The organism is Vibrio ulleungensis (assembly GCF_016900875.1).
In the GTDB taxonomy this organism is placed as follows: domain Bacteria; phylum Pseudomonadota; class Gammaproteobacteria; order Enterobacterales; family Vibrionaceae; genus Vibrio; species Vibrio ulleungensis.
This window is the reverse complement of record NZ_JAFEUM010000006.1, coordinates 80,429-105,050: the sequence shown is the minus strand read 5'-3', so window position 1 is coordinate 105,050 and position 24,622 is coordinate 80,429. Positions and strand designations below refer to the sequence as shown.

Sequence of the window (24,622 nt, the reverse complement as noted above, 5' to 3'; positions counted from 1 at the left end):
CACTAACGTTGGGGAATGGCGTGTTTTTTGTTAACGCGATTTTGCTGGCTTGGCGGTGCGGCCCACACAATAGATATCGATGCGCGATACGCCATTTTCAAGGAGCAAGCTTGAAAGTTGCTGGATTGTTGCGCCCGTTGTCACAACATCGTCGACGATTGCGACGTGAGAGTGCTGCCTAAGTGGCTCAATTTGAGTTGATTTTATGTAAAATTCAGACTGAGAATGACTCAGACGCTGCTTACGATTTAACCGAGTATGACCACGCCAACGATACTGGCGTCCAAATGGGCACACAATCGATACATTGACGCCTTTTACAGCAAAGTGCTCACGAACCGACCGAGCTAGTAGCTGACTTTGGTTATAACCGCGTCGCCAATAACGCAGCCAAGGCACTGGCACCACCACTAATACTGTAGGTAATTCAGAAGATTTGAGTGCCCCTACTCTGCGAACCATCAACTGGCCATACTCTCTAGCAATGTGATAGTCATGTTTGTACTTCAGTTTGTACAAATCGCTTTTTAACGCGCCACCGTAATCCCCAACACAATAAAGCTTATCCCAGTTTGGTGGTTTGTTGAGGCATTCTCCGCACATGACAGGACGTGAAGTCAGTGAATCTTCTCCAAACACCAATCCACAGCATGAACACCGAGCCTTAGAGTCCTCATAAAAAGAGAAACATTCACTGCACCACAACAAACACTCCCCCTTAACAGGGATCATCCGCTCACAACAACGACATTGATTGCCCAAAACACCAAGCATCGCTTTTATCCCCGCCACCAACCTACCCACTACAGCACCCCCCCCCCCCTAAATCCCCTCGCAGCGAAGCATCCTCGCTCCTAGCTACTCGCCTCTCGTCCCTCGAAGCGCAGCGCCCCCGCAGCGCAGCGTCCTCGCTCCTAGCTCTTCCCCTATGCAAACTCCACTTTTCCCCATAGACTACTCCCCAAAAGGAACTGAAAAGTATGGAATTCGTATGAAAGGAGCCACACTGTGACCACTGAGCAGTCGATACATTGGCACGTACAAGGTCAAGGACCCAACTTAGTGTTATTGCACGGATGGGGGATGAATGGCGCCGTCTGGGAGCAGCTTTTAGACGTATTGAGCCCGTATTTCACACTGCACATTCCAGACTTACCAGGCTATGGGCACAGCAACCAAATTTCGTGTGACAATATTGACTCTATCGCCGACTCCGTTCTGATTGACGCCCCTGAACAAGCCATTTGGTTAGGTTGGTCGCTAGGCGGGCTTATCGCTACGCATGTTGCTCATTATTACCCTCATCGAGTCACACAGCTCGTGACAGTAGCGAGTTCCCCAAAGTTTGCTCAAGCTCGGCCATGGAGAGGGATCAAACCTGAAGTATTAAGCGCATTTACCGAGCAGCTGTTGGATGATCTCCCGACAACCGTCGATCGTTTTATGGCACTGCAAGCAATGGGAAGCCATTCAGCCCGCAAAGATACAAAGCAGTTAAAGCAAGCGGTACTATCTCGTCCAGCGCCTTCCCCAAAGGCTTTACAATTAGGGTTAGACCTATTAGCCGATATTGACTATCGAGAGGTCATTCCTACGCTGACGATGCCAGTTGCGAGATGGTACGGCCGACTTGATGGATTAGTTCCTGTTAAGGTGGCCAATGATTTAGATGTCACCACCCAAGATCATCACGCGTCCACCAGTCATGTGTTTCAGCAATCATCACACGCCCCTTTTATCACTGAAGCAGAACTGTTCTGCGAGATGCTCATCGAACAGTTCTCAACAGAAAAAAATCGATAAAGCTGCTCAATGTTTGCGCGCCATGGTCGATAACAGCTTGTGAGTCATCAACGCCTTACCTTGTGAGGCGCCATTTCATTTACAGCAAGTTAGGAGGTGTGCAAACAATGATTGTCTCGGCAAACAACATCAGTGTGCCGCTTATTGCTCCTAGCGTGAATGTGCAAACTGAACAAGCGGCGAAAGACAATAAATCCCGCCCTGCTGTGGAAGAAACGCATCGACTGGCTAAGTCAGAAGCCGAAAAAGCGATTGATGCAGATGAAAAGCGGCGCAAGCAAAGTGCTTGGGATCCTGCTGAGCACCCCGGTTATGATGAAGAAGCCGAATCCGATGAGAGGGAAGAGCCGCCTCAAAATGAATTGGAACGGCTTTTTGCACTCCTATCGCTCGATAGCTACACGAAAAATAAAAATACCGAGTACACCATTCGATTCCGTTTGCCTAAAAAGGTGTTAGACGCGGCTTTGCAAGAAGGGAAGATGGCGCGAAGGCGCACAGTAATCCGTTATCACTATGGACACTCAGCGCTGCCAAACAGTCCTTCATATACGATTGCGGTGACTTGATGCGACACACTAAATAGACACTAGCGACCCACTCTATTGCGAGACGTAGAGCCGCTCACGCGTTGCCGAGACACTTGACGTGTGATCTTTGGCTCGGCAAACATCGTGAAACGGTGGGTAGGTTTTACTATTTTTTGGCTCGGGCAAACGCGTCAGCAAACGCACTGTTTGGCGAAGACGACGTATTATTGCCGCGTTGAGACTGCCGCTTGTTTTTCTGATGAGTTGGTCGCTCGCTGTTAGCATTGGATTTAGCTGCTTGACCCGGCTCATCATTAAGACGCATAGACAAACCAATGCGCTTACGCTGAACATCCACTTCCATCACCTTAACTTTGACTATATCACCCGCTTTGACGACATCACGAGGGTCAGCAACATAGCGATCGCTCAGTGCCGAAATATGGACCAAACCATCTTGGTGAACACCAATATCGACAAAGGCGCCAAAGTTAGCCACGTTGGACACCACGCCTTCTAGCACCATACCAGGCTCGAGGTCGCTGATCTTATCGACGCCATCGGCAAACTCTGCCGTTTTGAATTCTGGACGCGGGTCTCGACCTGGCTTATCCAACTCTTTAATGATGTCCGTAACCGTTGGCAAACCAAATTCGTCACTGATGTAATCGGCAGCGTGCAATTGGTGCAAAAACGCTGAATCGCCAATCAGTTTTTCCAATTTTCGTTGCTGCTTTTCGGCAATTTGCTTCACTACAGGGTAGGCCTCTGGGTGCACCGACGACGCGTCTAATGGGTTTTTACCATCCATAATTCGCAAGAAACCAGCACACTGCTCAAAGGCTTTTGGCCCAAGTCGAGTCACCTTTTTAAGCGTGGTGCGCGATTCGAATCGGCCATTGCTGTCGCGGTAATCAACAATATTTTGAGCAATGGTGCTCGACAGCCCCGCAACGTGACTCAGCAAAGCCGCCGATGCGGTATTGACGTCAACCCCTACGGCGTTAACACAATCTTCGACCACTGCCTCAAGACGTTTAGCCAGCTGTGATTGACTTACGTCGTGTTGGTACTGGCCCACACCTATGGATTTAGGATCAATTTTCACCAGCTCTGCAAGAGGGTCTTGTAAACGGCGAGCAATAGACACGGCGCCACGCAGCGAGACATCCATATTTGGAAACTCTTTGGCCGCGAGTTCAGACGCCGAGTAAACGGACGCTCCAGCTTCGCTAACCATGATTTTTTGCACTTTTAGGCCCGTTTGCTTAATCAAATCCGCCACAAAAGCATCACTTTCTCGAGATGCGGTACCATTGCCTATGGCCACCAAGTCTACGTTGTGCGCTTTGATCAAGCTGGCGACCGTTTGCATTGCAGGGTGATACTGTTTTTGCGGCTGATGTGGGTAGATGGTATCGGTCGCCAACACCTTGCCTGTCGCGTCCACTACCGCAACTTTACATCCGGTACGTAGCCCAGGGTCCAACGCTAGTGTTGTGCGAGGACCCGCAGGTGCAGCCATTAATAAGTCTTTAAGATTAGTCGCAAACACTTCGATAGCGGCTTCTTCAGCGCGCTCTTTCATGCCTGCCATAAGCTCTGTTTCCATGTGCATCGACACTTTTATGCGCCATGCCCAACTGATCACTTGCTTACGCCAAGTGTCGGCTGGCGCTTGGCTAAGGTGCAAATTGTAGTGCTCTGCGATGATGGTTTCGCAATACGAAGAACGAATCGAGTCGTCCTGCTCTGGATCGGCGTTCATCGATAAGGACAGTATCCCTTCATTGCGCCCACGCAACATGGCAAGAGCACGATGAGATGGCACTTTGCTCATCACCTCATTGTGTTCAAAGTAGTCCTTAAACTTTTCGCCTTGTTGCTGCTTCCCGTCAATGACTCGCGCTTGCAATTGGGCGTGCTTGGTCAAATATACTCGAACTTTTTCAATAAGCGACGCATCCTCAGCAATGCGCTCCATAATGATTGCTCGCGCACCATCTAGCGCCGCTTTGGTATCCGCAACCCCTTTATCGGCATTGACGAATCGCACGGCTTCAACCTCGGGTTGATGCTCTGGATGTTCCCATAAAAGCTCTGCCAGTGGCTCTAACCCTGCTTCGATCGCAATCTGCCCTTTGGTTCGGCGTTTTGGTTTGTAGGGTAGGTACAAATCTTCTAATCGGTTTTTACTGTCCGTTTCGGTGATCTGTTTTTCTAGCTCTGGCGTCAATTTACCTTGATCGTTGATCGACTTGAGAATGGTCTGACGACGGTCTTCAAGCTCACGCAAATAAGTAAGGCGGCTATCTAAATTACGCAGCTGAGTATCATCCAGCCCTCCAGTGACTTCTTTACGATAACGAGCCACAAAAGGAACGGTGTTGCCATCGTCTAATAGTTGAATGGCCGCGCTCACTTGTTGAAGTCGAACGCTCAATTCGCTCGCAATGGTTTGAGCTATGGTCGTGGAAGGGGATGTCGTCATCGCAATCTCTGCTGTCGTGTAGGGTTCCTAAGCTTCAACAATTGGGGCAAAAACGCTTTTTTCTAGGGCGAATCCCTAGATTTATGGCACCGTTTGCTCGCTTTTTAGCTAGACTGACTGTGTAAGCAGTGGTTAAATCAACGAATTAGCATAAATTTAACCTTTGCTGCTCAATGCATTGTTACTGTTAGTCTTTTCAATAGGGATTGTTATATGACGACTTATTCACGCTCTTTGCTGCTGTGTGCTTCATTACTGACTGCTCAATGGGTGACTTCAAGCGCAGTCCTTGCCGCTAACTCAAGCGATTTGAGTGGCTATTCGACCGCAAACCCTGCGTATCATATCGACGATAAAGTTGTCTTGGGGCGTCTTGAAAGCGTCTATCTCAGTGGTATTGACGCGATGAGCGACTTTCCACTGATTGGCAAAATCGACACCGGTGCTGACACCACATCCATGCACGCTGACAATATTGAAGTCTACAGTACCAACCCTAAATACAAGGGCCTAAAAAACGTTGAGCTGATGCAAACCATCGTTGACGAATTTGGTGGCCCCGCCAGCAACTGGTGGCTTGAAAGTTTCGATACACCAGAGCGCGACATTCAAGGGGTGGTTAAATTTCATTTAACCCATCCAACAACCGGTGAAAAACTGGAACTAGAGCGTCCTTTAGCGCGAACCAGTGTGATCCGAAGCCGCACTAGCAGCACGCCAATTTACCGACCGGTGATTTCCATTCCGCTGCGTATTGCCGACACCACAGTGACGACTGACGTTAACCTCACCGACCGAAGCCACTTCTCTGCGCCCGTACTGATTGGTAAAACGTTCCTTAAGCAACACGCTTGGGTTGCTGCGGGTTATGACTACCTACAAGAGCAGCCAAAGGCGATTGTTATGGGTAAAAAAGAAACCCTTAACATTGGCGAGTCTGAATTGGCCGTTAGCTACTCATTCGTCAACCGCTACAGCAATATGCATGCGACCAATATCAACGTCGATGAGCAAGCCGGTACTGTTAGTTTCGATACTATCGGTATTAATGACAAAAGCACCAATTTGACCTTACCGCTTATTCGCATGCTTTCGGTGAGTGGAGTGAAGCGTCCTTTAGTGTACGTGCCTGTATCTAAAGGCGAGTTCGATACACACATTCTGGTGTACTTGCGTGATCGCTCGTCTTTAAGCACGCAGTTGCGCTTAGGCACGGAATCGCAGAGCCGTCACTTTGTCGTTCATACCCGCAAAGAAAATCTACTCAAGAGCGAACCGAAAACCTTTGAACAATGGATGGAACGCGACGAACCTATTGTGGTCTCCACTGAAGAGCATTTAAAACTGGATGGTTATTCTGTGATGGCGTACCCATCAACAGCCGTGATAACTCCCGTGCTATTTGTCGACGACTACTCAATCAAAAAAGGCAAAGAAGGGGATGAAATTACCTTTAAGATGCCAAACGGCACTCGTTCGCCACAACAAGTGACCAAACCTATCGTGAAAGAAATTAAAGTGGGCAGCCGTACTCGTCCGGTAGTGAAAGGGGTTGTCAGCGCAAATGGTGAAGAAAGACCGGTTCAATTTGCACTAGATAAAGCTGATGAAGGCGAAGAGAGCTACCTCGCATTTGGCGCTAGTGCATCGCGTGATGGTGTACTGGTCAATGCACGCAGCCGTAACCTACTCTCTCCAGAGCCCATTTACGTCGCTGGTTATATTGAAAACGCCACAATCGAGAATCTTACCTTTCCAGTAAAACTCGACACCGGTGCCGATGTCAGCGCGATTAACGCCAGCAACATCGAACGCTTCAAAGAGGCTGGAATAGACATGGTTCGCTTTGATTACAACAATCAACAAGGTCAACAGCAAACCTTTGAACGTGCGGTTGTGGACGTCATGCGCATTCGAGCCAAAGCAGGCGAAGAGCCAGAGGAGCGTCCTGTTGTCGAAATGAAGGTCTCGCTTGGGGATATTTCTGAAACCATTAGAGTTAACCTGCAAGATCGTTCGCGCTTTGAGTACAGCATGATCCTGGGCAAAAACTTCCTTGAGCACGGCGTGATCGTCAGCAGTGACAAACAATTTATCAAGACAACGAATGAAGACTAACCTGATCACCCGCGAGGGATTTGAAAAGTTACAAAAAGAGCACGATTTTTTATGGCATGAACGACGCCCAGAAATCACTAAAGTGGTTCAATGGGCCGCCAGTTTAGGTGACCGCTCTGAAAACGCGGACTATCAATACAACAAACGACTGCTAAGGCAAATCGATCGCAGAATACGCTATTTGCGAAAACGAATGCCCGATTTGACCGTCGTCGATCACTCGCCAGAACAGGATGGAAAAGTTTTTTTTGGCGCTTGGGTGGAGATAGAAAACGAAGAGGGAGAATTCTTACGATTTCGCATAGTTGGCCCCGATGAAATCTATGGCGACTCGAAAGGTTACATCTCGATCGACTCTCCAATGTCGAGAGCTGCGCTAAAGAAACAAATTGATGAAGAATTCACCGTTCGAACACCTGAAGGTGAAAAAATGTGGTTTATTAATAAGATAAGTTATCAAAACGCACTGTCATAATGGTGCAATACTGGTCTGATATGGCGTAGCGGGTCAGAGCTTGTAGTAACATTTGCTAACAATTGAACGAAAAACACACAGGCAATTTTTGTTACATTTTGGGGGTGAACTTGCACGACATCAAATTGTCGTAACCTGCATTTTCGACTTGTCATGGTAGACCCCCAACTGCAAATGGATTGCTCTTAAAATAATAACTGTAAATGTTGGCCAGTACACCTGCTCCCAGGAAGTGTGGCCAGCACGGGAAACATTGAGATGCAAGAAAGCTATAAAATATTGGTGGTCGATGACGACTCACGCTTACGTTCTCTGCTTGAGCGCTACTTAACCGAACAAGGTTTTTCAGTACGTAGTGTCTCCAATGCTGAGCAGATGGATCGTCTTCTGCAGCGTGAAACCTTCCATTTGATGGTCTTAGACCTAATGCTTCCTGGTGAAGACGGTTTATCCATCTGCCGCCGCTTGCGCAGTGCTAACAACCCTTTGCCTATCGTTATGCTAACCGCGAAAGGCGATGAAATTGACCGTATCGTCGGTTTGGAAGTGGGTGCTGACGACTATCTTCCTAAGCCATTTAACCCTCGGGAACTGCTTGCACGCGTACGTGCCGTCTTACGCAGAAACCCAGTAGAGGCTCCTGGCGCGCCTGCGAGTGAAGAAAGAGAAGTAACGTTTGGTGAGTTCCGCCTAAACCTTGCAACACGGGAAATGTTTAAAGGTGAAGAGAGTATTTCGCTCACTTCCGGTGAATTTGCTGTCCTCAAGATTTTAGTGAGCAATCCTCGCGATCCAATGTCTCGTGACAAGCTAATGAACCTAGCGCGTGGCCGTGAATACTCGGCAACCGAGCGTTCCATCGACGTGCAAATTTCTCGACTTCGCCGCATGCTTGAAGAAGACCCAAGTAAACCACGCTACATTCAAACCGTGTGGGGATTGGGCTACGTATTTGTTCCTGATGGCACCTCTGCGTAGAAGCTTGTTATGATCAATGCGCGCAGTTCATTCGCTCAGTCGTTCTTCATCTTTATTGGGTTGGTTGTCGCCACCCAAGTGATGTCGTACTACGCAGTGTTTAACTACGCGCTATTGCCAAGTCTCAAACAGTTCAACCGTATACTCTCTTACGAACTCAGTTTGGTGCTCGAAGAGGCGCTACACCCCAAATTAGATACCACGCCAAATCAGGTGACACTCGAAGAGCATCGTCTCGCTGAGTTGCGCCAAGCGATGTTGATTAAAATGGGAGTGAGCGTAGTCCGAAAAGATACAGAAGATGCTCAGCCCTATGAGCGTGCGCGAAGTATCGATTTCATGAGCGCAGAATTTACCGAAGAACTGGGGACAAACGCCGAAGTTCGACTCATTTTAGGGCCAGAAAGCTACGTTCTCTGGGTACAACTAGACGCTTTACCTAAACACCTCCTCCGAATCCCACTGACCGAGCTTAAAGGCAACGTTTATTATCCGTTTTTTGCCGCTAGTTTGTTTATCTCACTGTTTATTGTGGTTGGCAGCTGGGTGTTACTGAGGCGACAAAATAAGCCGCTTAAGTCACTTGAAGATTCCGCAATCCGCATTGGTCAGGGTGATTTCCCTCCCCCTCTTGCAGAGCGAGGTGCGACTGAGTTGCGCGCCGTTACCCGCGCGTTTAATTCGATGGCGAAAGGCATTAAAGAGCTCGAAGACGACCGCACCTTACTGATGGCCGGTATATCTCACGATATTCGTACCCCTTTGACCCGAATTCGCTTAGCCACTGAAATGATGTCTGATCGAGACAGCTTCTTGGCCGAGGGGATCATTGAGGATACCGAAGAGTGTAACGAGATCATTGCCCAGTTTATGCAGTACCTCAAACCTGTCACCGCCGACAGCTTTGAGAGCATCGATTTGAATGTATTGATCGCTGAGCTACGGGAAAAAGCGTTGTTGGCGTCTGATGAGCCCAACGAAGAGTCACTAAGCCGAGATATTAATACCGCAAGGCTGACTATTGAGTGCTCACCCGAGCAGAACATTTTAAGTGCGCATGGCGAGCCCGTCACCGTCCGTCGAGCTGTGAGCAATATTTTGGTCAATAGCTTACGCTATGGAAATCACTGGGTACGACTCTCCACAGGCATGAACGCAGCACGCAGCCAAGTATGGGTTTGTATAGAAGATAATGGTCCTGGAATTAAAGAAAGTGATCTCGAGAAACTGTTCCAACCTTTCACTCGAGGCGACACAGCCCGTGGCAGTGAAGGCACTGGATTAGGCTTAGCCATTGTTAAACGCATCATGCAGCAGCACGGCGGCGCAGTAAACGTTGTCAATCGACGTGAAGGCGGTCTAAAAACCACCCTAATCTTCCAATCCGAGAACACCAACAACGAGCTTAGCTCTTAGCTCCTCGAAGCGCAGCGCCCTCGTCTCTCGAAGCACAGCGTCCTCGACCCTAGCTCTTACCTCATTTTTGCAGCAATATCTCTGCCCAAGGTAAATCCCGATCCCCAATCACAATAAAGTTCGGATTCTCTAACGTCTCACGCAAGTTATACGAAAGCGGCTCTAGTGCTGTGCTTAGAATGGTTCCGCCCGCTTCAGTGACGATGCATTGCGTTGCCGCCGTATCCCACTCTCCAGTTGGTCCCAATCTTAAATAACAGTCTGATGCACCTTCGGCCACTAAGCAGGCTTTAAGCGCCGCCGAACCTAAAGGCATCATTTCGTAGTTCCACGCCGTCGACATGCGCGCGGTGGTGTGATTGATATTTTGACGGCGACTAATAGCCATTACGATAGCCGAATCATCTTGCGGGTGGCTGTGCGTCGATATACGCACACTTTCGGCCATATCCGGTATCTTCCACGCGCCTTTTCCTTCGTAAGCGTAATAGGTCACTCCAGATACGGGGCCATACACAACCCCCATGACCGGACGATTGTTATCCACCAAAGCGATGATAGTAGCAAAGTCGCCGCTACGAGCGATGAACTCTTGCGTCCCATCCAGTGGATCGACTAGCCAATAACAGCCCCACTGCGAACGCTTGTCGAGGCTGATGTCGGCCGCCTCTTCCGAGAGCACCGGAATGTCGGGGGTGAGCTGAGACAACCGTTTCATGATGAGCTTATGCGCGGCAATATCCGCACTGGTTACCGGCGTATCGTCGTCTTTAGTGAACTCTTGGTAATCTTGCTTTTCGTAGATATCAAGGATCATCTGCCCAGCTGCACGAGCAATTTCAATAACAGCGGGAATATGCTGCGAGTAGTCAGTGTGAGTCATGGCCTGTCCTTGCTATCGACTAAAAAATCTTGGTTAAAACGTTATTGGCTTAGCTACTGCTTGCCCAGTACTTTCAGTGCAAGCATTAACGCGGTAATACTGCGAGCCTCGCTAAAATCACAATGGGTGATCAGCTCCTCGGCTTGTGAAAGAGGCCAGCGCACAATTTCAAGCTCTTCAGGCTCATCGCCTTGTAGCTTTTCTGGGTATAAATCTTGCCCAACAAACAGCGTCATTTTGCTTGAGAAATAAGACGGAGCCAACACCACTTCTTTTAGGGGTGTCAATTGCTTACAGCCATATCCAATTTCTTCTTTTAGCTCTCTATTTGCAGCATCACTCGCACTCTCGCCCGGGTCAATCAGTCCTTTAGGAAAGCCTAACTCGTAACACTCGGTCCCTGCTGCGTATTCTCGAACAAGCAATAGGTCACCATCGCTGGTGATCGGCACCACTAATACGGCGTGACGACCACTTGGCTTCATGCGCTCGTAGACTCGTTTCTCGCCATTAGAAAACGACAGATCCAGTGACTCGATGGTAAACAATCGCGATTTTGCCACCTCAGTTACAGAGTGGATCTTAGGTTTCTGTTTGGACACAACCGATCTCCTTATCTACAGCCCTAAAAGGGCCAAAACACGTCAACATCCTGACAAGTTTTTGATTTTGAAACGCAATCACTTTTCGACGTGATCTCGCAAGATGCTACTACTATAGCCAAACTCGTCTGGGCCTGCATCCGTTGATTGTGGGTTAGCCGAGACTTTTACTCCACTACAAACGTCCCGCATAATCAAATGCATAGTAGCCTTGTGCGTCAGGATTTCCTAACCATGACAACTGCCCTCGAGCATTTGCCGGAAATTGCGCTTCAGGCTTAAACTTCGCGGCTGTCTGATACTGCCCATTCCCGGTCAGCGTTGCTTCAAATTCTGCGCTCACTTGTTCACTGGACTGATCGCCATTTGCCGTAATGGTGTTGTCTTCACAGCTAAAGTCGGCAATGGCTTGCTCAAGATCTAATGTGAGAAAAGGTGAGGTCACTTGCGCTGACGTCCACGCTAAAGAGCCCGTTGCGGAAGCACAATAGGGAGCCTGATATTGATAGTCACGAAGCGTGAGATCTAAGGTTCCTTGTCCATCGATCGGAATCGGTAATTGCAGCTGATCGGTGACAGATTTAGCTGGAAGAGACGCGAAAACCTCTCGTGCGTACCAGCCGTTAATTGAACCACCCGCATACCCTTTGAGCGAGTAACCAAGCTCGCTATCTCTCCCAGCACGGACAAGCACTTCAACGCGACCTTTCAACAACGATGACCATTGCATCTGCGAGTAAATGCTTCCTAGGCTGAGATTTTGCCAATAGACATCATCTAACTGAGCGTTCCAAATGCTTCCAGAGGCACTTTGGTAAGTCAGCTCTTTTGGTAACGGCAGCTTGTCGAGTACCAGTGCTACGGGTAAATGCGTAACAATGCTTACTGAAAAGGTCAGTATAAACAGCACGGCTAACAAAATAATACGTTTCAAAAAATCACTCCGATTACGCAATTAACGGGTTAACTGCAGTCTTTTCACTTCCACCACACCTTCAGTATCGGTTTGGTTTATATCCATAAACTCGACTTTGACCCCGTACTGCTTCTGCAAAAACTCCAACCACTGCACCAGAGTATTAAACGCAAGCGGTCCAATGACGACTTGCAGCGCTTCGTCTCGAGGCTGAACGCGCTGCAGCTCTATGTTGTAGCGTTTAACACTGCTTGAAACCACTTGGTTTAAGGCTTGATTGTTTACCCTTACTTGTCCGCGCTCAGCGCGCAGCGACGTGATTTGATTGGCTTTGTCTTCTACCCAACTGTAGAGCTGTTTTTCGTTGATAAGGCGCTGCTCGGCCAAGGATTTTTGCGCTTGCAGAGGTGCAACAATGCCCCAATAAATTGATGCAATAACCAAACATACAGATAAAACGATGACTAACAGTTTCTCGCGAGGAGAAATGCCTTTCCACCATTGGTTGATCGGTTCAATGACCGAGGTTAATCGTTCATTCATGGGGACACCTTCAACACAAACTGGCCACTGACCTTACCGTCACTACTGCGATCTAGCGAGCCAAGTTCCACCTGACTGTATATGGCAAAGTTTTCACGCAACGCCTCAAACGTTTGAAAATCGGGACCGAGCACATCCAGCCGTAACTCTTCTCTGCCAAGATCAAACTTGAGCGCAGTGATATCCACATTTGGGTAATTGTCCAACCCTTCTGGAACCGCGCTCAACCACTCAAGTAATCCCTGTTCAATGCTGCCGCCACTGAGTAAAGTCACTTCGTCATCGAGCAATCGTTTTAAATAGCTAACAGTGGGAAAATTTCGTCTGTCGGGTAAAACTTTTCGCACAATGGCTTCGCGCGCTTGCTGGTACGCATCGGCTTGTTGTTGGAGTTGGTTAACGTGCCAATACGATTGCCCCAAAAAGACGCCAAGCAACACCGCACATGCCACCAACACGCTTGTCCACACTTTTAAGTGCTTACGCCACAGCGATGGCTTTTTATATAGACCACTCAATAGGTTCACTGAGCTGGCTATGGCGCCTTTGGCCAGCACTACAATGCCAAGCTCAGGCTCAGCGGCGTGCCACTGTATATCACTGTGAGGGAAGGTTTGATCTTGTTGTAGGTGCACCAAAACGCCCGCCGAATCAGTGGGCTCACGATAGTTGTCGAAGAGCTCGCTCCCTAACGCAATAGGAAGCTGAGCGTTATCAAACACCACACCCAAAGTTTTTGAGTGGTGCAATAACCATTGAGATCCAACACTAAGTAAAATCGGCGTCTGAGATTTGGGCTCTGTCGCTCCAAGTGCGATAACGTCTGGCAACAACTTTTTCAGCTCAATGCCCACATCTTTTAGGCTTTGGTACCAGAAATCGATGAGTGACCTATCGACAATCGCCACTTGAGCGCGTGGGCCACCTTCTGCGTCGTTGTCGCGATGTAAAAGGGTGACATTGACTTGGTCGGGATCTTGCGCCAGTTCATCTTCGAGCAAAAAAGGTAACATCCCCGCCAATTGACGGGCGCTGACTTTAGGGATCTCAACCGACTTTAGTGATACATCCGATGCATCCAGTACACCAATTACGGCGCGATTTCCCGCGACGTCACGTAATTGTTCAAACTCTTCTATGGATTCTAGCTCACCACTAGCAATCACCTGCTGTTCGGCAGTAGACCAGACAACCCAAGGTAGCGTACATCCCGGGCGATCACTCAGCCTCAGGGTTAGGTATTCGCTCAACGATCCCTCCAAAGCGGCGCCTTACGACCTGCACCGATTGTTTGTCATTACTAAAAAATAGACTGCGTACACGGATCCGTGAGTCTCCGACTAGCACTTCCCCATCTAGCTCAAAATAGCTGCTATCAACACTAAAGTGGGCCTTCGCGTTATTTTTGATGTCCGAGTTAAGCGCGTTAATCACGCCTTCTTGCATAAACTCATCGACGCTGCCCCAACCGTCAAACGGCCTGTTCTCAATGAGTTGCGTCGCATCATCGAGTGATAGTTCTCCATTAAACATCGCTTCTAAAAGTGGTGCTTGCCACTCTCGTACGGTATTTACATTCAATAAATACTGATCAGTGGGTAAAGCGCACACCAACCCATGTAATTGATGCATCACGTTTCTATCTACTTGATAGATACTGCGCAGCTCGCTGCTGTCACTCAGCAGGCCGTTCGGTGTTAAATAAGCGGGTTTGAGCGCTTCATAACTGCTCTCCTCCACACCTGAAAGTGTTACCACTGACGAGTCGCTGTCGACGAATTCATACAGCGAGTCGACGATCACTTCCGCCTGATACTCATCGATCTGTTTCGATTTCAGTAATTGAATAAGCGCTAACATTAAGTATGGCCGCTGGTTTTCCGAGCCATCCAAACTGAGCTGTGCTAACCCATTGAGGTTAAAACACGCCTGCTTATCGACCATACGACCGCGCGCTTCACCATAATCCAGTGGGAATACTTGATCATCAAGCGCCCACGGCTGGGATAAATTTACCGTATCACTGTCAGAGAAGCTTTCTTCAATGCCATATTTTGCAAGCTGCTCCACACCTACAGCATACCAATAGGCTTGCTGATGGTCATTCTTTTGCGCCGAGCGACTGATCCCAAGCGTCAGTCTCTCTGACATGGTCGCGGCTATCGCTGCCATAATCGCAAGCAACATCAACACCACGATAAGTGCGACGCCTGACTGATGACGACGGCCTAAGCGACTCTGACCCCACATTATTGGTTGTCCTCTTCGGCGGAGGCTGCTGTATCTACACGCCCCTGAGTCACCAAGTAAAGGCGTTCAATTGTGCCCCATTTCTCGAGCTCTAGAGTCATCTTCACCGCATAGGGCAGCTCAAATTTAACCGCCCACTCATTCAACCATTCACTGCCGTTGTAAAACTGCAGCTCAAAGCTTTCGACGTTTTTTAGTAGCGTTCGCTCTATTGCCGGCTCGCTCACCGATGTATCTGGGTAGCGCCACCATACTCGTTGCAGCGCCTGATCTTTAACTCGGTATCCTACCTTGGTGACTTCGCCACGCGGCAGTTGTGACATCGGATTGCTGTAGCCGAGGCGAGTAAACATGACACCATTGTTTTCGGATTCGAGAATACCTGGTCCCCAGGCCAACAGGTATTCGGAAGGGCTTTCTCCTTCATGGCGCCACTGGCGAAGCGCCATTTGGCGAAAATCACTGTCAATCATTGACCAGGCTTTTTGAAATGCTTGAAGATCGCTGACTGTCGACATGGATTGTGCATTGCTTCGCTGCACTTGATTAAGCACGGTGTACGCCGCAACACTCAGGCTTGCGAAAACGGCGATGGCCACCAACACCTCAATGAGAGTGAAGCCACGTTTTAGGTGTATCCGGTGAGTCAGTTTACGGCGTGACATAGCTTCTCACCGTGACTAAAGGACTAGAATAATCGGGTTGCAGTGACACGCTAACGTCCATGGCTTTGAGCATGTCATTACTGGTTTCAATCGGAGTCACCTGCCAATACCATTCTCGATTGGCCATGCTCACTTTGCCTTTTTGACTTAAATTGGGCGTCGCTTGCAGATAGATTGCCGCCATCTGATTGTCGGCAACCATAGCGGCTAAGGTTTTTTCTTCTAGATACCCAAGGCTATTAATGTGTGACGAAACGGCTTGAATCACAGCCAAAGACGCGGTGGCAAATACCGCCAAAGCAACCATGACTTCAATCAGCGTCATGCCTCGCTGTTTTTTGGAGGTGGCTGAGGCTCTATGCATCACTCTCCTCCTGAGCATCAAGCCACTGCTCCATACTCTGATTTGGGCGCAGTAAAATGATGCTGCCATTTTCGCGGATCACGACCCGCCAGTTTTGTTGCTCATCGCTGCTTTGTCGTGTGGGGTACAGTATGACTCGGGCTTCGGTAATCTCACCGTTGGCGGTGATCCATACTTGCGGCTCGGGGAAGGTCGGTTTGCTGTCATCCTCAAAACTTCCTTGCTCAAACAAGCTGCCGTCACCTTCAAATAACGTGTCGTTAAACCACCGCTGGTCAGCGTCTTCAGCACCCAACTCCAAAGATAGTTCGACGCCATCGAGCTCAAGCTTCGCCGGTATTTGGCGGTGCTCTATTGCCTGCCAACCGTCACTGGTTAACTGCCCCCACTGATAAATAGCCGTGTCATTGTCGACATGCAAGCCGTACGTGATCCCCGACAACAGAGCCTCATCGGACAGTAGCTGCAATCGCAGCTGCAACGAGCGCGTCGCTTGTTCGAGCTTGTCGTCCTCACTTTGAGGAAGTGCCATCACCACAGCGCCAGCGCCTACCGACAGTATGACCAACACCAACATTAGCTCAATAAGGGTAAAGCCGCGCTGATTGTCAGCACGGCTTGGGTGTAAACGGGTGAACGCTCGAGCAGACATACGAAGAGTCTTCGGCGATAAACTAGTACGTGGACTTATTGAAAGTCTTGAAGGTTCCAGTTACCGATATCGGCTGCTGCATCTTCGCCGCCTTCTTGACCATCTGCGCCAAGCGTAAAGATATCGATGCTGCCTTTGTCCCCAGGGCTAATGTATTGGTACGCATTGCCCCATGGGTCAGTAGGTAAACGACGTATGTAACCACCGTTTTTGTAATTACGTGGCTCAGGAGAAATGCTTGGCTCAGACACGAGCGCTTCTAACCCTTGATCGGTGGTTGGATAGACGCTGTTATCGAGCTTGTACATGTCTAGGGCATTTTCCAATGCAACAATGTCGGTCACGGCCTTTTTCTGATCCGCTTGCTCTTTGTTTCCGAGAATGTTTGGCGCCACAATGCTGGCCAAAATGCCCAAAATGACGATCACGACCATTACTTCTAACAGTGTGAAACCGCGTTGTTTGTTGTTCATCTTACTTCTCCAAAATGGGCAGTTATTCATCTACCCTGATACTAAATTATTCATTTCCATTAATGGCAATATAGTGGCAATGACAATGAAAAGCACCACCCCAGCCATCGCTACAACTAACAGCGGCTGAAAGACGCCAAGTGCTATATTGACCTGAGATTCAAAGTCACGATCTTGATTGTCGGCAGAGCGCGTGAGCATTTGCTCAAGTTCGCCACTTTGTTCTCCACTGGCGATCATATGCAGCATCATCGGTGGAAACAGCTTAGTTTGCTCTAGTGAACGTCGTAAACTCCCACCTTCTCGTACTTTGTCTGCCGCTTCTAAGACCTGCTGTTTAAAGAATTGGTTCCCCATTACATCTGCCGCGACCATCATTCCTTCCAACAAGGGAATCGCGCTTGAGGTACAAATCGACAGTGTTCGAGCAAAACGTGAGGTGTTAAGTCCTCTGGCGACTTTGCCAATGACGGGCAAATTCAGGACTTTTTGATCCCACTTTAAGCGTATTGCAGGGCGCTTTAATAAAAGCTTGGTCACGACCACTAGCAGAACCAAAGCCACGCAGATCGCCACACCGTACTCTAAAACAAAGTCACTTAACATCAGTAACACTTGAGTTGGTGTCGGCAGCTCTTGCCCCATTTGTACAAACTGCGCCACGATTTTAGGCACTACGGTGGCCAACAAAAAGGCCACTACGCTTACCGCAATCACAATCAGCATTACCGGATAAATCATCGCTTGCTGCAGTTTAGATTTTAGTTGCTGCCTTTTTTCTGCGTAATCCGCAAGGCGCTCCAGCACCTCATCTAAATGGCCCGACTTTTCACCCGCTGCCACCATAGAACAAAACAGATCATCAAAGACTTGAGGGTATTCACGCAGCGAGTCCGCTAAGGTATAGCCTTCGACCACTTTGGCTCTGACCCCCATTAGCATGTTGCCAATGCGGGCGCTTTCCGATTGTTCAGCCACAGCACGTAAACACTCTTCTAACGGCATCGCGGCTTGAACCAATGTCGCTAACTGCCGAGTGAGCAGTGATAATTCGGCGGTGCTGATTTTACGCTGGTAAGAAAACGCCGACTTCGCTTGCTTGTTTTGCTTAGCCTTAGTCTCGATGACTTCGACGGGGAAAAGACCCTGCTCTTTTAAGCGCTGCCTTACCTGTCTAGGTGTGTCAGCTTCTAATAATCCTTTCTTTTGTTTTCCTTTGCCATCAAGGGCTTTGTATTCAAACGCTGCCACAACTATCCCTCTTTGGTCACGCGAAGGATTTCTTCAAGTGTGGTGTGCCCTTGACGCACTTTGAGCAACCCATCATCACGAATACTCGGCGTAGACTGACGAATGGCTTTTTCTATGACCATTTCACCTTGTTCACTGTGGATAAGCTCTTGCACATTGTCGTCAATAACCAGTAACTCGTGAATACCGGTACGGCCACGATAGCCCTTTTGGTTACACTTTTCACAGCCATGGGGTTTGTACAAGGTTAATGACTCCCCTTCTGCCACATCAAACCAAGCTCGTTGACTCGCATCAGCCTCAAACGGCACTTTACAGTGCTCACACAAGGTTCTAACCAGTCGCTGCGCCAAGATGCCTAACAGTGATGAAGAGACTAAGAAGGGTTCGATACCCATATCACGCAGTCGCGTGATAGAGCCGATAGCACTGTTGGTGTGCAGCGTCGACATTACTAAGTGACCGGTTAATGACGCTTGAACCGCAATTTGAGCGGTTTCGAGATCGCGGATCTCACCGACCATCACTACATCAGGGTCTTGACGCAGTATGGCACGTAACCCTCGCGCAAACGTCATGTCGACCTTGGTATTCACTTGCGTCTGACCAATGCCATCAATATCGAATTCAATCGGATCTTCTACCGTGAGGATATTGCGCTCAGCGCTGTTTAGCTCGGTTAGGCCTGCATACAAGGTGGTCGATTTACCCGACCCAGTAGGTCCGGTCACCAAGATAATACCGTGTGGCCGTTTAATGAGCGTTTGAAAGATATCGTGGTTGCGAGGCGTCATACCCAATGAGTGCAAATCGAGACGAGTCGCATTTTTGTCGAGCAGACGCATCACCACACGCTCTCCGTGCGATGAAGGCATAGTCGATACACGAACGTCCACCGCTCGCCCACCAATGAGCAGAGAAATCCGCCCATCTTGTGGTATGCGCTTTTCTGCGATATCGAGCTTGGCCATCACTTTGACACGTGACACTAATAACGGGGCTAGCTTGCGACTGGGCGCCAGTACATCGCGAAGCACACCGTCGACACGAAAACGTATCGACAATGCTTTTTCGAAGGTTTCGATGTGTATATCGGAGGCACCTTCTTTGATGGCTTCGCCCAACATCGCATTGATCAATTTAATGATTGGCGCGTCATCTTCGGCTTCCAGTAGATCTTCGTTTTGAGGCAGCTCTTCAGCGAGTGAGAAAAAGTCGTCATTGTCGGCGCCAATGTCTTCCATCAGTTGGCGCGCTTCCGACGAATCTCGTTGATACGCCCTAGCGAGCTTGGTTTCAAACTCACTTTTGCTGGTTGAACGCAGCTCCAAAGGCTCCGTCACTACGCGCTGCACTTCAGACAAGGTTTCAAGCGCCAAAGGCTCGATGTACCACAAGGTCATTTGGCCTGTGGCTTGGGGCTCTAGCACGACGTTAAAGCGCTTAGAAAAGCTAAACGGCAATCGCCCTTGGGTTTGGCGAGTGGCGATGGCTGGGCGAGGATTATCGCCAGCCATTATTTATCTTCCAACTGTTCAATGAAGGCCTGGATTTCCGCTGGGTGCCTAATATCGTCACCAAACTTTGGCATTATTGGCACTAGATCATCTGACATCAGTTTTAAACCCTCTTCGGCTTTGTACAGCTGCTCGGCGCGAATGTAGTTGTATTTACGCTGTGTGATGCCGTCGGCACTGACACCATCACGAATGATGGTTGGTTTAATAAACACCATCAGATTTTTCTTTTCTACTTGGGTACTGGTCGATTTAAACAGATGCCCAAGGATAGGAATGTCGCCCAAAATAGGTACCTTGGACTCACTCTCTAGCGCGCGTTCGTCAATCAAACCACCAAGGACAATCATTTGGCTATCTTCGACCATAACCGAAGTATTGAGCTGGCGCTTAGCAAATCGAACATCAACCGCTCCATTAGCACCTAGCACGTTTGACACTTCTTGCTCTATATCGAGTTGCACAGAATCACCCTCGTTGATCTGAGGGACCACTTTAAGCTTGATACCCACTTCTTTACGTTCAACGGTTTGAAATGGGTTGTCATTGGTCGAGCCCGCTGTCGAGCCGGTTAACACTGGCACTTCCTCACCGACAATGAATGACGCTTCGCCGTTATCCATTACGGTAATGCTTGGAGATGACAGAATGTTTGAATTGGAATCGGTCGCAACTGCGGAAATAAGCGCCGCCCAGTCACCGGCAAGCACGCTAATTGCGGCGCCGTTTACGCCGGCCAAAGCAGAGGCAAGCGCGGTAAAGTCGCCGGACTCTGTGGTGGTTTCGTTTCGTAAGAAATCGCCGTTATCATCATATACGGCAGTAGTTGTCGTCGTGTCTTGAGCATCTTGGATGCCTATTGCAACCTGACCAATACTGGCGCCAGAGTTACCATATTGCACTACTGAGCCAGTCTCTAAGTTGGCCCACTGCACCCCTAAGTTAACGCCATCGCCTTCGGCAAGTTCAACAATCAGTGCTTCTATCAGTACTTGGGCACGGCGAATATCAAGCTGTGCAATGACGTCTTGCAGTGCAACCATAATGTCGGGCGGAGCGGTTAAAATGAGCGAGTTGGTGCCAACGTGAGCGGAGATTTTCACGTCACCACCCACTGTTACCGAAGTGGTACCTTTGCTGGCTTGTTTATCGGCTTGTAAGTTGTCGGATACGCCTTGAAGCACATCAAGCAGCTCTTCAGCTTTAGCGTACTTTAAGTAAACCACCTGATTGTTGCCTTTAGTGGCCATTTCGACGTCAAGTTGCATCACCAAATTGCGCAGGCGTTTGCGTACTTGAGGATCGCCAGAGATTAATACAGAGTTCGTTCTGTCATCGGCCACCAGCTGAGGTTGCAAAAACGCAGGCGTATTTTTTGCGTCGGTGTTTTTATTTAATGCTTCGACAATTCGGACCATTTCCGCAGCAGAGGCATTTTTGAGCTCTACCACTTCAATTTCTTTGTCACCGGCTTGGTCAACACGTTCAATGATCTCGGCTAACCGATTCACCACGGCTGCACGGCCAGTAATCAAAATAATGTTCGCAGGATCATAATGCACTACGTTACCCGCGCCAGCATTGTCGTTAAGTTGGCGAAGTAGTGGGGAGAGTTCACGGACCGAAACATTACGTACCGCCACCACACGTGTGATGACAGCATCTCCTTTGATTGAGCCGCTATCACCTACCACAGGTACGGAAGATGTTTTTGCATCCTTTGCCTTTATGACTTTCAAGATGCCGCTTTCCATTTCGACAACTGCAAAGCCATAGACTTCAAGAACACTTAAAAAGAACTGATAATACTGCTCTTCATTGAGCACATCGTAGCTGCGCACGTCGATTTTGCCACGCACGGTCGGATCCACAATAATGGTCTTTTCAAGATTTCGACCAACAATATTAATGAACTCACTAATATCGGTTCCCTTGAAGCTGGCACTGAATTCGTTAGCCTGAGTGCTTGGAAGCCAAAATAAGCTCCCTATCAACAGCCACGCACTTTTGCTAAAGCCACCTTTCACATGTTGCTCCCTACGTTTAGTTCACTATCCAAGTTTAGTCTTAAAACTGGATATAAATATCATATCGCTGACTGTCTCGCTCTACCGTGAGATTCACTTCAGTCATTTCGTTAAAACTTTGCATAATACTGCCCATGGCCGATTTGTCGGTCAAATCGATGCCGTTAAGCTCGACCGCTAGATCGCCGTCTTGCAAGCCGACAGAGTCAAAAAGCGCTCGCTCACGACCTGGACGTACGCGGTATCCAAACAACTCGCCATCTCTGTTTACTTGAGACAGGCGAATGTATTTTAAAAACTGTTGAGGATTCTCGAGGATGGCTTGTTTAATCGCATCTAGATCCCCTAGGTCTGCCACATCAGCATTGTTGCTAATGACATTAGACTGGGCTCGAGAAGGCTGCGCCGGTGTCGACGCTGCTGAGGCTTGTCGATAGTCGATACCTTCGAGCATCAGTGTCTCGTCACGGCCAGCATTCTCAATGATAATTCGGTCAGGTAATACAGACACAACTTTTGCTCGAGTGCCGGTGATCATCTCATCAACGCCAACGGTTTCTTGTGCGCCGCTGTTGGAGACTACGGCTAAGCTTTTTGCTGGATCACTGCTAGATACCACACCAACCAGAATAAGATTGAGCCGAGTTTTTGGGGCGTCTTTCACTTCTTGCTTTTCGGCAACCACTTCACGCTGATACTGACCAAACAAATTGGCATCAACAATGTTTGCAATGCTGCTCTGGTTATCTGATAAGTTATTTGTAGATTGAGTTACGGCAGGGGTCCATGCAGGGATTGGTTGTGCAGGCTCAACCAACGTTGTCACGGCTTTACCCAGCTGCCACGCAATCACTACCAGCAATAGCACAAACACCCATCGACTGAGGGTGACTTGGCGACTGCTAATGGAGGTGAGCAGACGTTGCATCGAGTGAGCTCCTAGCGTGGTTTGCATGAGTTATCCTAACTGCACTTAATGGCGCTTGTCTGGTGTTAAATCTATCAACACCAAAAGTTGTTTCTGACTTAGCCAGCCATCCTATCACAGACCTATAACGGCTCTGAGCCTAATCAAGAAATTTTCCTCTTCTTATGCTTGAAAAATGTAAGCTGGATCACCATAAATAGGTAAATTAATTCTATCAGTAAGAAAAAATCATGGGCAATGCGGATAACAGTTCAGTGCGCCTCGACAAATGGTTATGGGCTGCACGCTTTTACAAAACCCGCTCTCTAGCGCGAAACATGATTGATGGCGGCAAGGTCCACTATAATGGTCAGCGCACCAAACCCAGTAAACTGGTCGAGCTGGGTGCTACTATTACCCTACGTCAGGGCCACGAAGAAAAAACGGTTGAAGTGCTAATTTTATCGGATCAGCGTAAAGGCGCTCCGATTGCACAAACGCTTTACCAAGAAACTCAAGAAAGCACTGCCAAGCGTGATCGCAATGCAGAGCAACGAAAAATACTGGCTCACAACCCGAGCCCCGAGCGACGCCCGGATAAAAAGCAGCGTCGTGACCTGATTAAGTTTAAACATCAATAATTGGAGCTTCCGAATGGAAAACAACCAACTAAATCGTTACCTGTTTGAAGAATTGTCTGTGCGTGGTGAGCTTGTGCAATTGGCGCAGCCTTTCCAACAGATTATTGCCAGCAAAACGTACCCAGCTCCAGTGCAAACGTTGCTTGGTGAATTGCTCGTCGCCACCTCTCTATTAACAGCGACACTTAAGTTTGAAGGCTCTATCACCATGCAACTGCAAGGTGACGGACCGGTATCTTTGGCCGTGATCAACGGTGACCACGAGCAAAAGATGCGTGGTGTTGCGCGTTTTGAGGGGGACATTGCCGATGACGCCACTTTGCATCAGATGATGGGTAAGGGTCACCTTGTGATCACTATTAAGCCAAACAACGGTGAGCAATATCAAGGTGTCGTTGGTTTAGAAGGTGACACCATAAGTGAAGTGATCGAAGGGTACTTTGAGCGCTCGGAGCAGCTTAAAACACGCATCTGGATCCGTACTGGAGAGCATAACGGCGAAGCCCATGCTGGCGGCATGTTACTTCAAGTTATGCCAGACGGTACGGGTAGCGATCAAGATTTTGAGCACTTAGAGCAGCTAACCAACACCATTAAAGATGAAGAGTTGTTTAGCTTGCCTGCTCAAGATCTATTGTATCGCTTGTACAACCAAGAGAAAGTGCAGCTGTTTCCATCTCAAGAAGTCGAGTTTCACTGTGGCTGCTCACGCGAGCGAAGTGCCGGTGCAATTCTGACTATTGAGCGTGCTGAGGTAGAAGACATCCTAAAAACCGAAGGCGTCGTTGCGTTACACTGCGATTATTGTGGTTCAAGCTACGAGTTTGATGCTGGGCAAATCGCGGATTTGTTCAATAACGATGGAAATCAACCTACCGTTCACTAGTATCTGCGACACAGTAAATAACAAATTAGTACTTAATAGTGATTTTCTAGGAGTCCCAGTGGGGCTCCTTTTTTTGTTTTGATCGATCCAAGATCAAATTACTGACTTTTTTCTCATTTTTGATAGCTGAAACAAAAACAAAATTACACTTGTAAACAACATGAAATTTAACATCTGCGCAACAGTAACGTTTTCGTCATAATAAGGCCTTGTTTTTCATTAGCTTAAAATATG

Annotated in this window: 24 protein-coding genes; 8 read left to right on the top strand and 16 right to left on the bottom strand. The window is 48.6% G+C overall.

Annotation, left to right across the window (positions count from 1 at the left end):
- Positions 1-30: 30 nt before the first annotated feature.
- The gene (locus JQC93_RS14725) at positions 31-804 is read right to left on the bottom strand and encodes a ComF family protein (RefSeq protein ID WP_205159177.1); all 774 of its coding nucleotides are present in this window, start codon (positions 802-804) and stop codon (positions 31-33) included.
- A gap of 204 nt (positions 805-1,008) precedes the next feature.
- On the opposite strand from JQC93_RS14725, the gene bioH reads away from it, so the two are divergent.
- On the top strand, positions 1,009-1,803 hold the full coding sequence (gene bioH, locus JQC93_RS14720) for a pimeloyl-ACP methyl ester esterase BioH (RefSeq protein WP_205159176.1): 795 nt from the start codon (positions 1,009-1,011) through the stop codon (positions 1,801-1,803).
- A gap of 107 nt (positions 1,804-1,910) precedes the next feature.
- Positions 1,911-2,372 carry an ATP-dependent Lon protease gene (locus JQC93_RS14715; RefSeq protein WP_205159175.1) on the top strand — a complete coding sequence of 154 codons (462 nt, stop codon included), beginning with the start codon at positions 1,911-1,913 and terminating at the stop codon, positions 2,370-2,372.
- A 127-nt stretch (positions 2,373-2,499) separates the two neighbouring features.
- Here the strand turns inward: JQC93_RS14715 and JQC93_RS14710 are convergent, their stop codons facing one another.
- Positions 2,500-4,824, bottom strand: coding sequence for a Tex family protein (locus tag JQC93_RS14710; RefSeq protein WP_205159174.1), 2,325 nt, complete (start codon positions 4,822-4,824; stop codon positions 2,500-2,502).
- 213 nt (positions 4,825-5,037) lie between these two features.
- Here JQC93_RS14710 and JQC93_RS14705 point away from each other — a divergent pair, with 213 nt between their 5' ends.
- The 4 genes from JQC93_RS14705 to envZ all read left to right on the top strand — a co-directional run bounded on the left by JQC93_RS14705 (position 5,038) and on the right by envZ (position 9,811).
- The gene (locus JQC93_RS14705; protein WP_205159173.1) at positions 5,038-6,942 is read left to right on the top strand and encodes a putative ATP-dependent zinc protease; all 1,905 of its coding nucleotides are present in this window, start codon (positions 5,038-5,040) and stop codon (positions 6,940-6,942) included.
- Positions 6,932-7,417: a transcription elongation factor GreB gene (gene greB, locus JQC93_RS14700; RefSeq protein WP_205159172.1), complete on the top strand. Its 486-nt coding sequence runs from the start codon at positions 6,932-6,934 to the stop codon at positions 7,415-7,417. The genes JQC93_RS14705 and greB overlap by 11 nt, the downstream gene beginning before the upstream one ends.
- A 258-nt stretch (positions 7,418-7,675) precedes the next feature.
- Complete coding sequence (gene ompR / locus JQC93_RS14695; protein WP_205159171.1) at positions 7,676-8,395, top strand: osmolarity response regulator transcription factor OmpR; 720 nt, start codon at positions 7,676-7,678, stop codon at positions 8,393-8,395.
- 12 nt (positions 8,396-8,407) lie between these two features.
- Complete coding sequence (gene envZ, locus JQC93_RS14690) at positions 8,408-9,811, top strand: two-component system sensor histidine kinase EnvZ (RefSeq protein WP_205159313.1); 1,404 nt, start codon at positions 8,408-8,410, stop codon at positions 9,809-9,811.
- Positions 9,812-9,872: 61 nt separating this feature from the next.
- Here envZ and cysQ read toward each other — a convergent pair whose 3' ends face one another.
- The 14 genes from cysQ to gspC form a co-directional block, all read right to left on the bottom strand.
- A complete protein-coding gene (gene cysQ, locus JQC93_RS14685) occupies positions 9,873-10,694 on the bottom strand; it encodes a 3'(2'),5'-bisphosphate nucleotidase CysQ (protein WP_205159170.1) in 822 nt (273 codons plus the stop codon).
- Between the two features lie 53 nt (positions 10,695-10,747).
- Entirely contained in the window at positions 10,748-11,296 is a 549-nt protein-coding gene (nudE, locus tag JQC93_RS14680; RefSeq protein ID WP_205159169.1) for an ADP compounds hydrolase NudE, read from the bottom strand.
- Positions 11,297-11,471: 175 nt separating this feature from the next.
- The gene (locus tag JQC93_RS14675) at positions 11,472-12,230 is read right to left on the bottom strand and encodes a type II secretion system protein N (protein ID WP_205159168.1); all 759 of its coding nucleotides are present in this window, start codon (positions 12,228-12,230) and stop codon (positions 11,472-11,474) included.
- Between the two features lie 21 nt (positions 12,231-12,251).
- Positions 12,252-12,755, bottom strand: a complete 504-nt coding sequence (gspM, locus tag JQC93_RS14670) for a type II secretion system protein GspM (protein WP_205159167.1) — start codon at positions 12,753-12,755, stop codon at positions 12,252-12,254.
- Entirely contained in the window at positions 12,752-14,005 is a 1,254-nt protein-coding gene (gene gspL, locus JQC93_RS14665; protein ID WP_205159166.1) for a type II secretion system protein GspL, read from the bottom strand. Before gspL ends, gspM begins: the two co-directional genes overlap by 4 nt.
- Positions 13,974-15,005, bottom strand: a complete 1,032-nt coding sequence (gene gspK, locus JQC93_RS14660) for a type II secretion system minor pseudopilin GspK (RefSeq protein ID WP_205159165.1) — start codon at positions 15,003-15,005, stop codon at positions 13,974-13,976. Before gspK ends, gspL begins: the two co-directional genes overlap by 32 nt.
- Positions 15,005-15,670 carry a type II secretion system minor pseudopilin GspJ gene (gene gspJ, locus JQC93_RS14655; protein ID WP_205159164.1) on the bottom strand — a complete coding sequence of 222 codons (666 nt, stop codon included), beginning with the start codon at positions 15,668-15,670 and terminating at the stop codon, positions 15,005-15,007. Before gspJ ends, gspK begins: the two co-directional genes overlap by 1 nt.
- A complete protein-coding gene (gene gspI, locus JQC93_RS14650) occupies positions 15,657-16,034 on the bottom strand; it encodes a type II secretion system minor pseudopilin GspI (protein ID WP_205159163.1) in 378 nt (125 codons plus the stop codon). Before gspI ends, gspJ begins: the two co-directional genes overlap by 14 nt.
- On the bottom strand, positions 16,027-16,686 hold the full coding sequence (locus JQC93_RS14645) for a GspH/FimT family pseudopilin (RefSeq protein WP_205159162.1): 660 nt from the start codon (positions 16,684-16,686) through the stop codon (positions 16,027-16,029). Before JQC93_RS14645 ends, gspI begins: the two co-directional genes overlap by 8 nt.
- A 35-nt stretch (positions 16,687-16,721) precedes the next feature.
- On the bottom strand, positions 16,722-17,159 hold the full coding sequence (gene gspG / locus JQC93_RS14640; protein ID WP_084884244.1) for a type II secretion system major pseudopilin GspG: 438 nt from the start codon (positions 17,157-17,159) through the stop codon (positions 16,722-16,724).
- 30 nt (positions 17,160-17,189) lie between these two features.
- Positions 17,190-18,410, bottom strand: a complete 1,221-nt coding sequence (gspF, locus tag JQC93_RS14635) for a type II secretion system inner membrane protein GspF (protein WP_205159161.1) — start codon at positions 18,408-18,410, stop codon at positions 17,190-17,192.
- Between the two features lie 2 nt (positions 18,411-18,412).
- The gene (gene gspE, locus JQC93_RS14630) at positions 18,413-19,927 is read right to left on the bottom strand and encodes a type II secretion system ATPase GspE (protein WP_205159160.1); all 1,515 of its coding nucleotides are present in this window, start codon (positions 19,925-19,927) and stop codon (positions 18,413-18,415) included.
- Positions 19,927-21,954, bottom strand: a complete 2,028-nt coding sequence (gene gspD / locus JQC93_RS14625; RefSeq protein ID WP_205159159.1) for a type II secretion system secretin GspD — start codon at positions 21,952-21,954, stop codon at positions 19,927-19,929. Before gspD ends, gspE begins: the two co-directional genes overlap by 1 nt.
- A 40-nt stretch (positions 21,955-21,994) precedes the next feature.
- Positions 21,995-22,909, bottom strand: a complete 915-nt coding sequence (gspC, locus tag JQC93_RS14620) for a type II secretion system protein GspC (protein WP_205159158.1) — start codon at positions 22,907-22,909, stop codon at positions 21,995-21,997.
- Between the two features lie 203 nt (positions 22,910-23,112).
- Between gspC and hslR the strand changes: the two genes are divergently transcribed.
- Positions 23,113-23,502: a ribosome-associated heat shock protein Hsp15 gene (hslR, locus tag JQC93_RS14615; RefSeq protein ID WP_205159157.1), complete on the top strand. Its 390-nt coding sequence runs from the start codon at positions 23,113-23,115 to the stop codon at positions 23,500-23,502.
- Between the two features lie 13 nt (positions 23,503-23,515).
- Positions 23,516-24,388 (top strand): Hsp33 family molecular chaperone HslO, encoded by an 873-nt coding sequence (gene hslO / locus JQC93_RS14610; RefSeq protein ID WP_205159156.1) that lies wholly within the window; start codon positions 23,516-23,518, stop codon positions 24,386-24,388.
- Positions 24,389-24,622 lie beyond the last annotated feature (234 nt).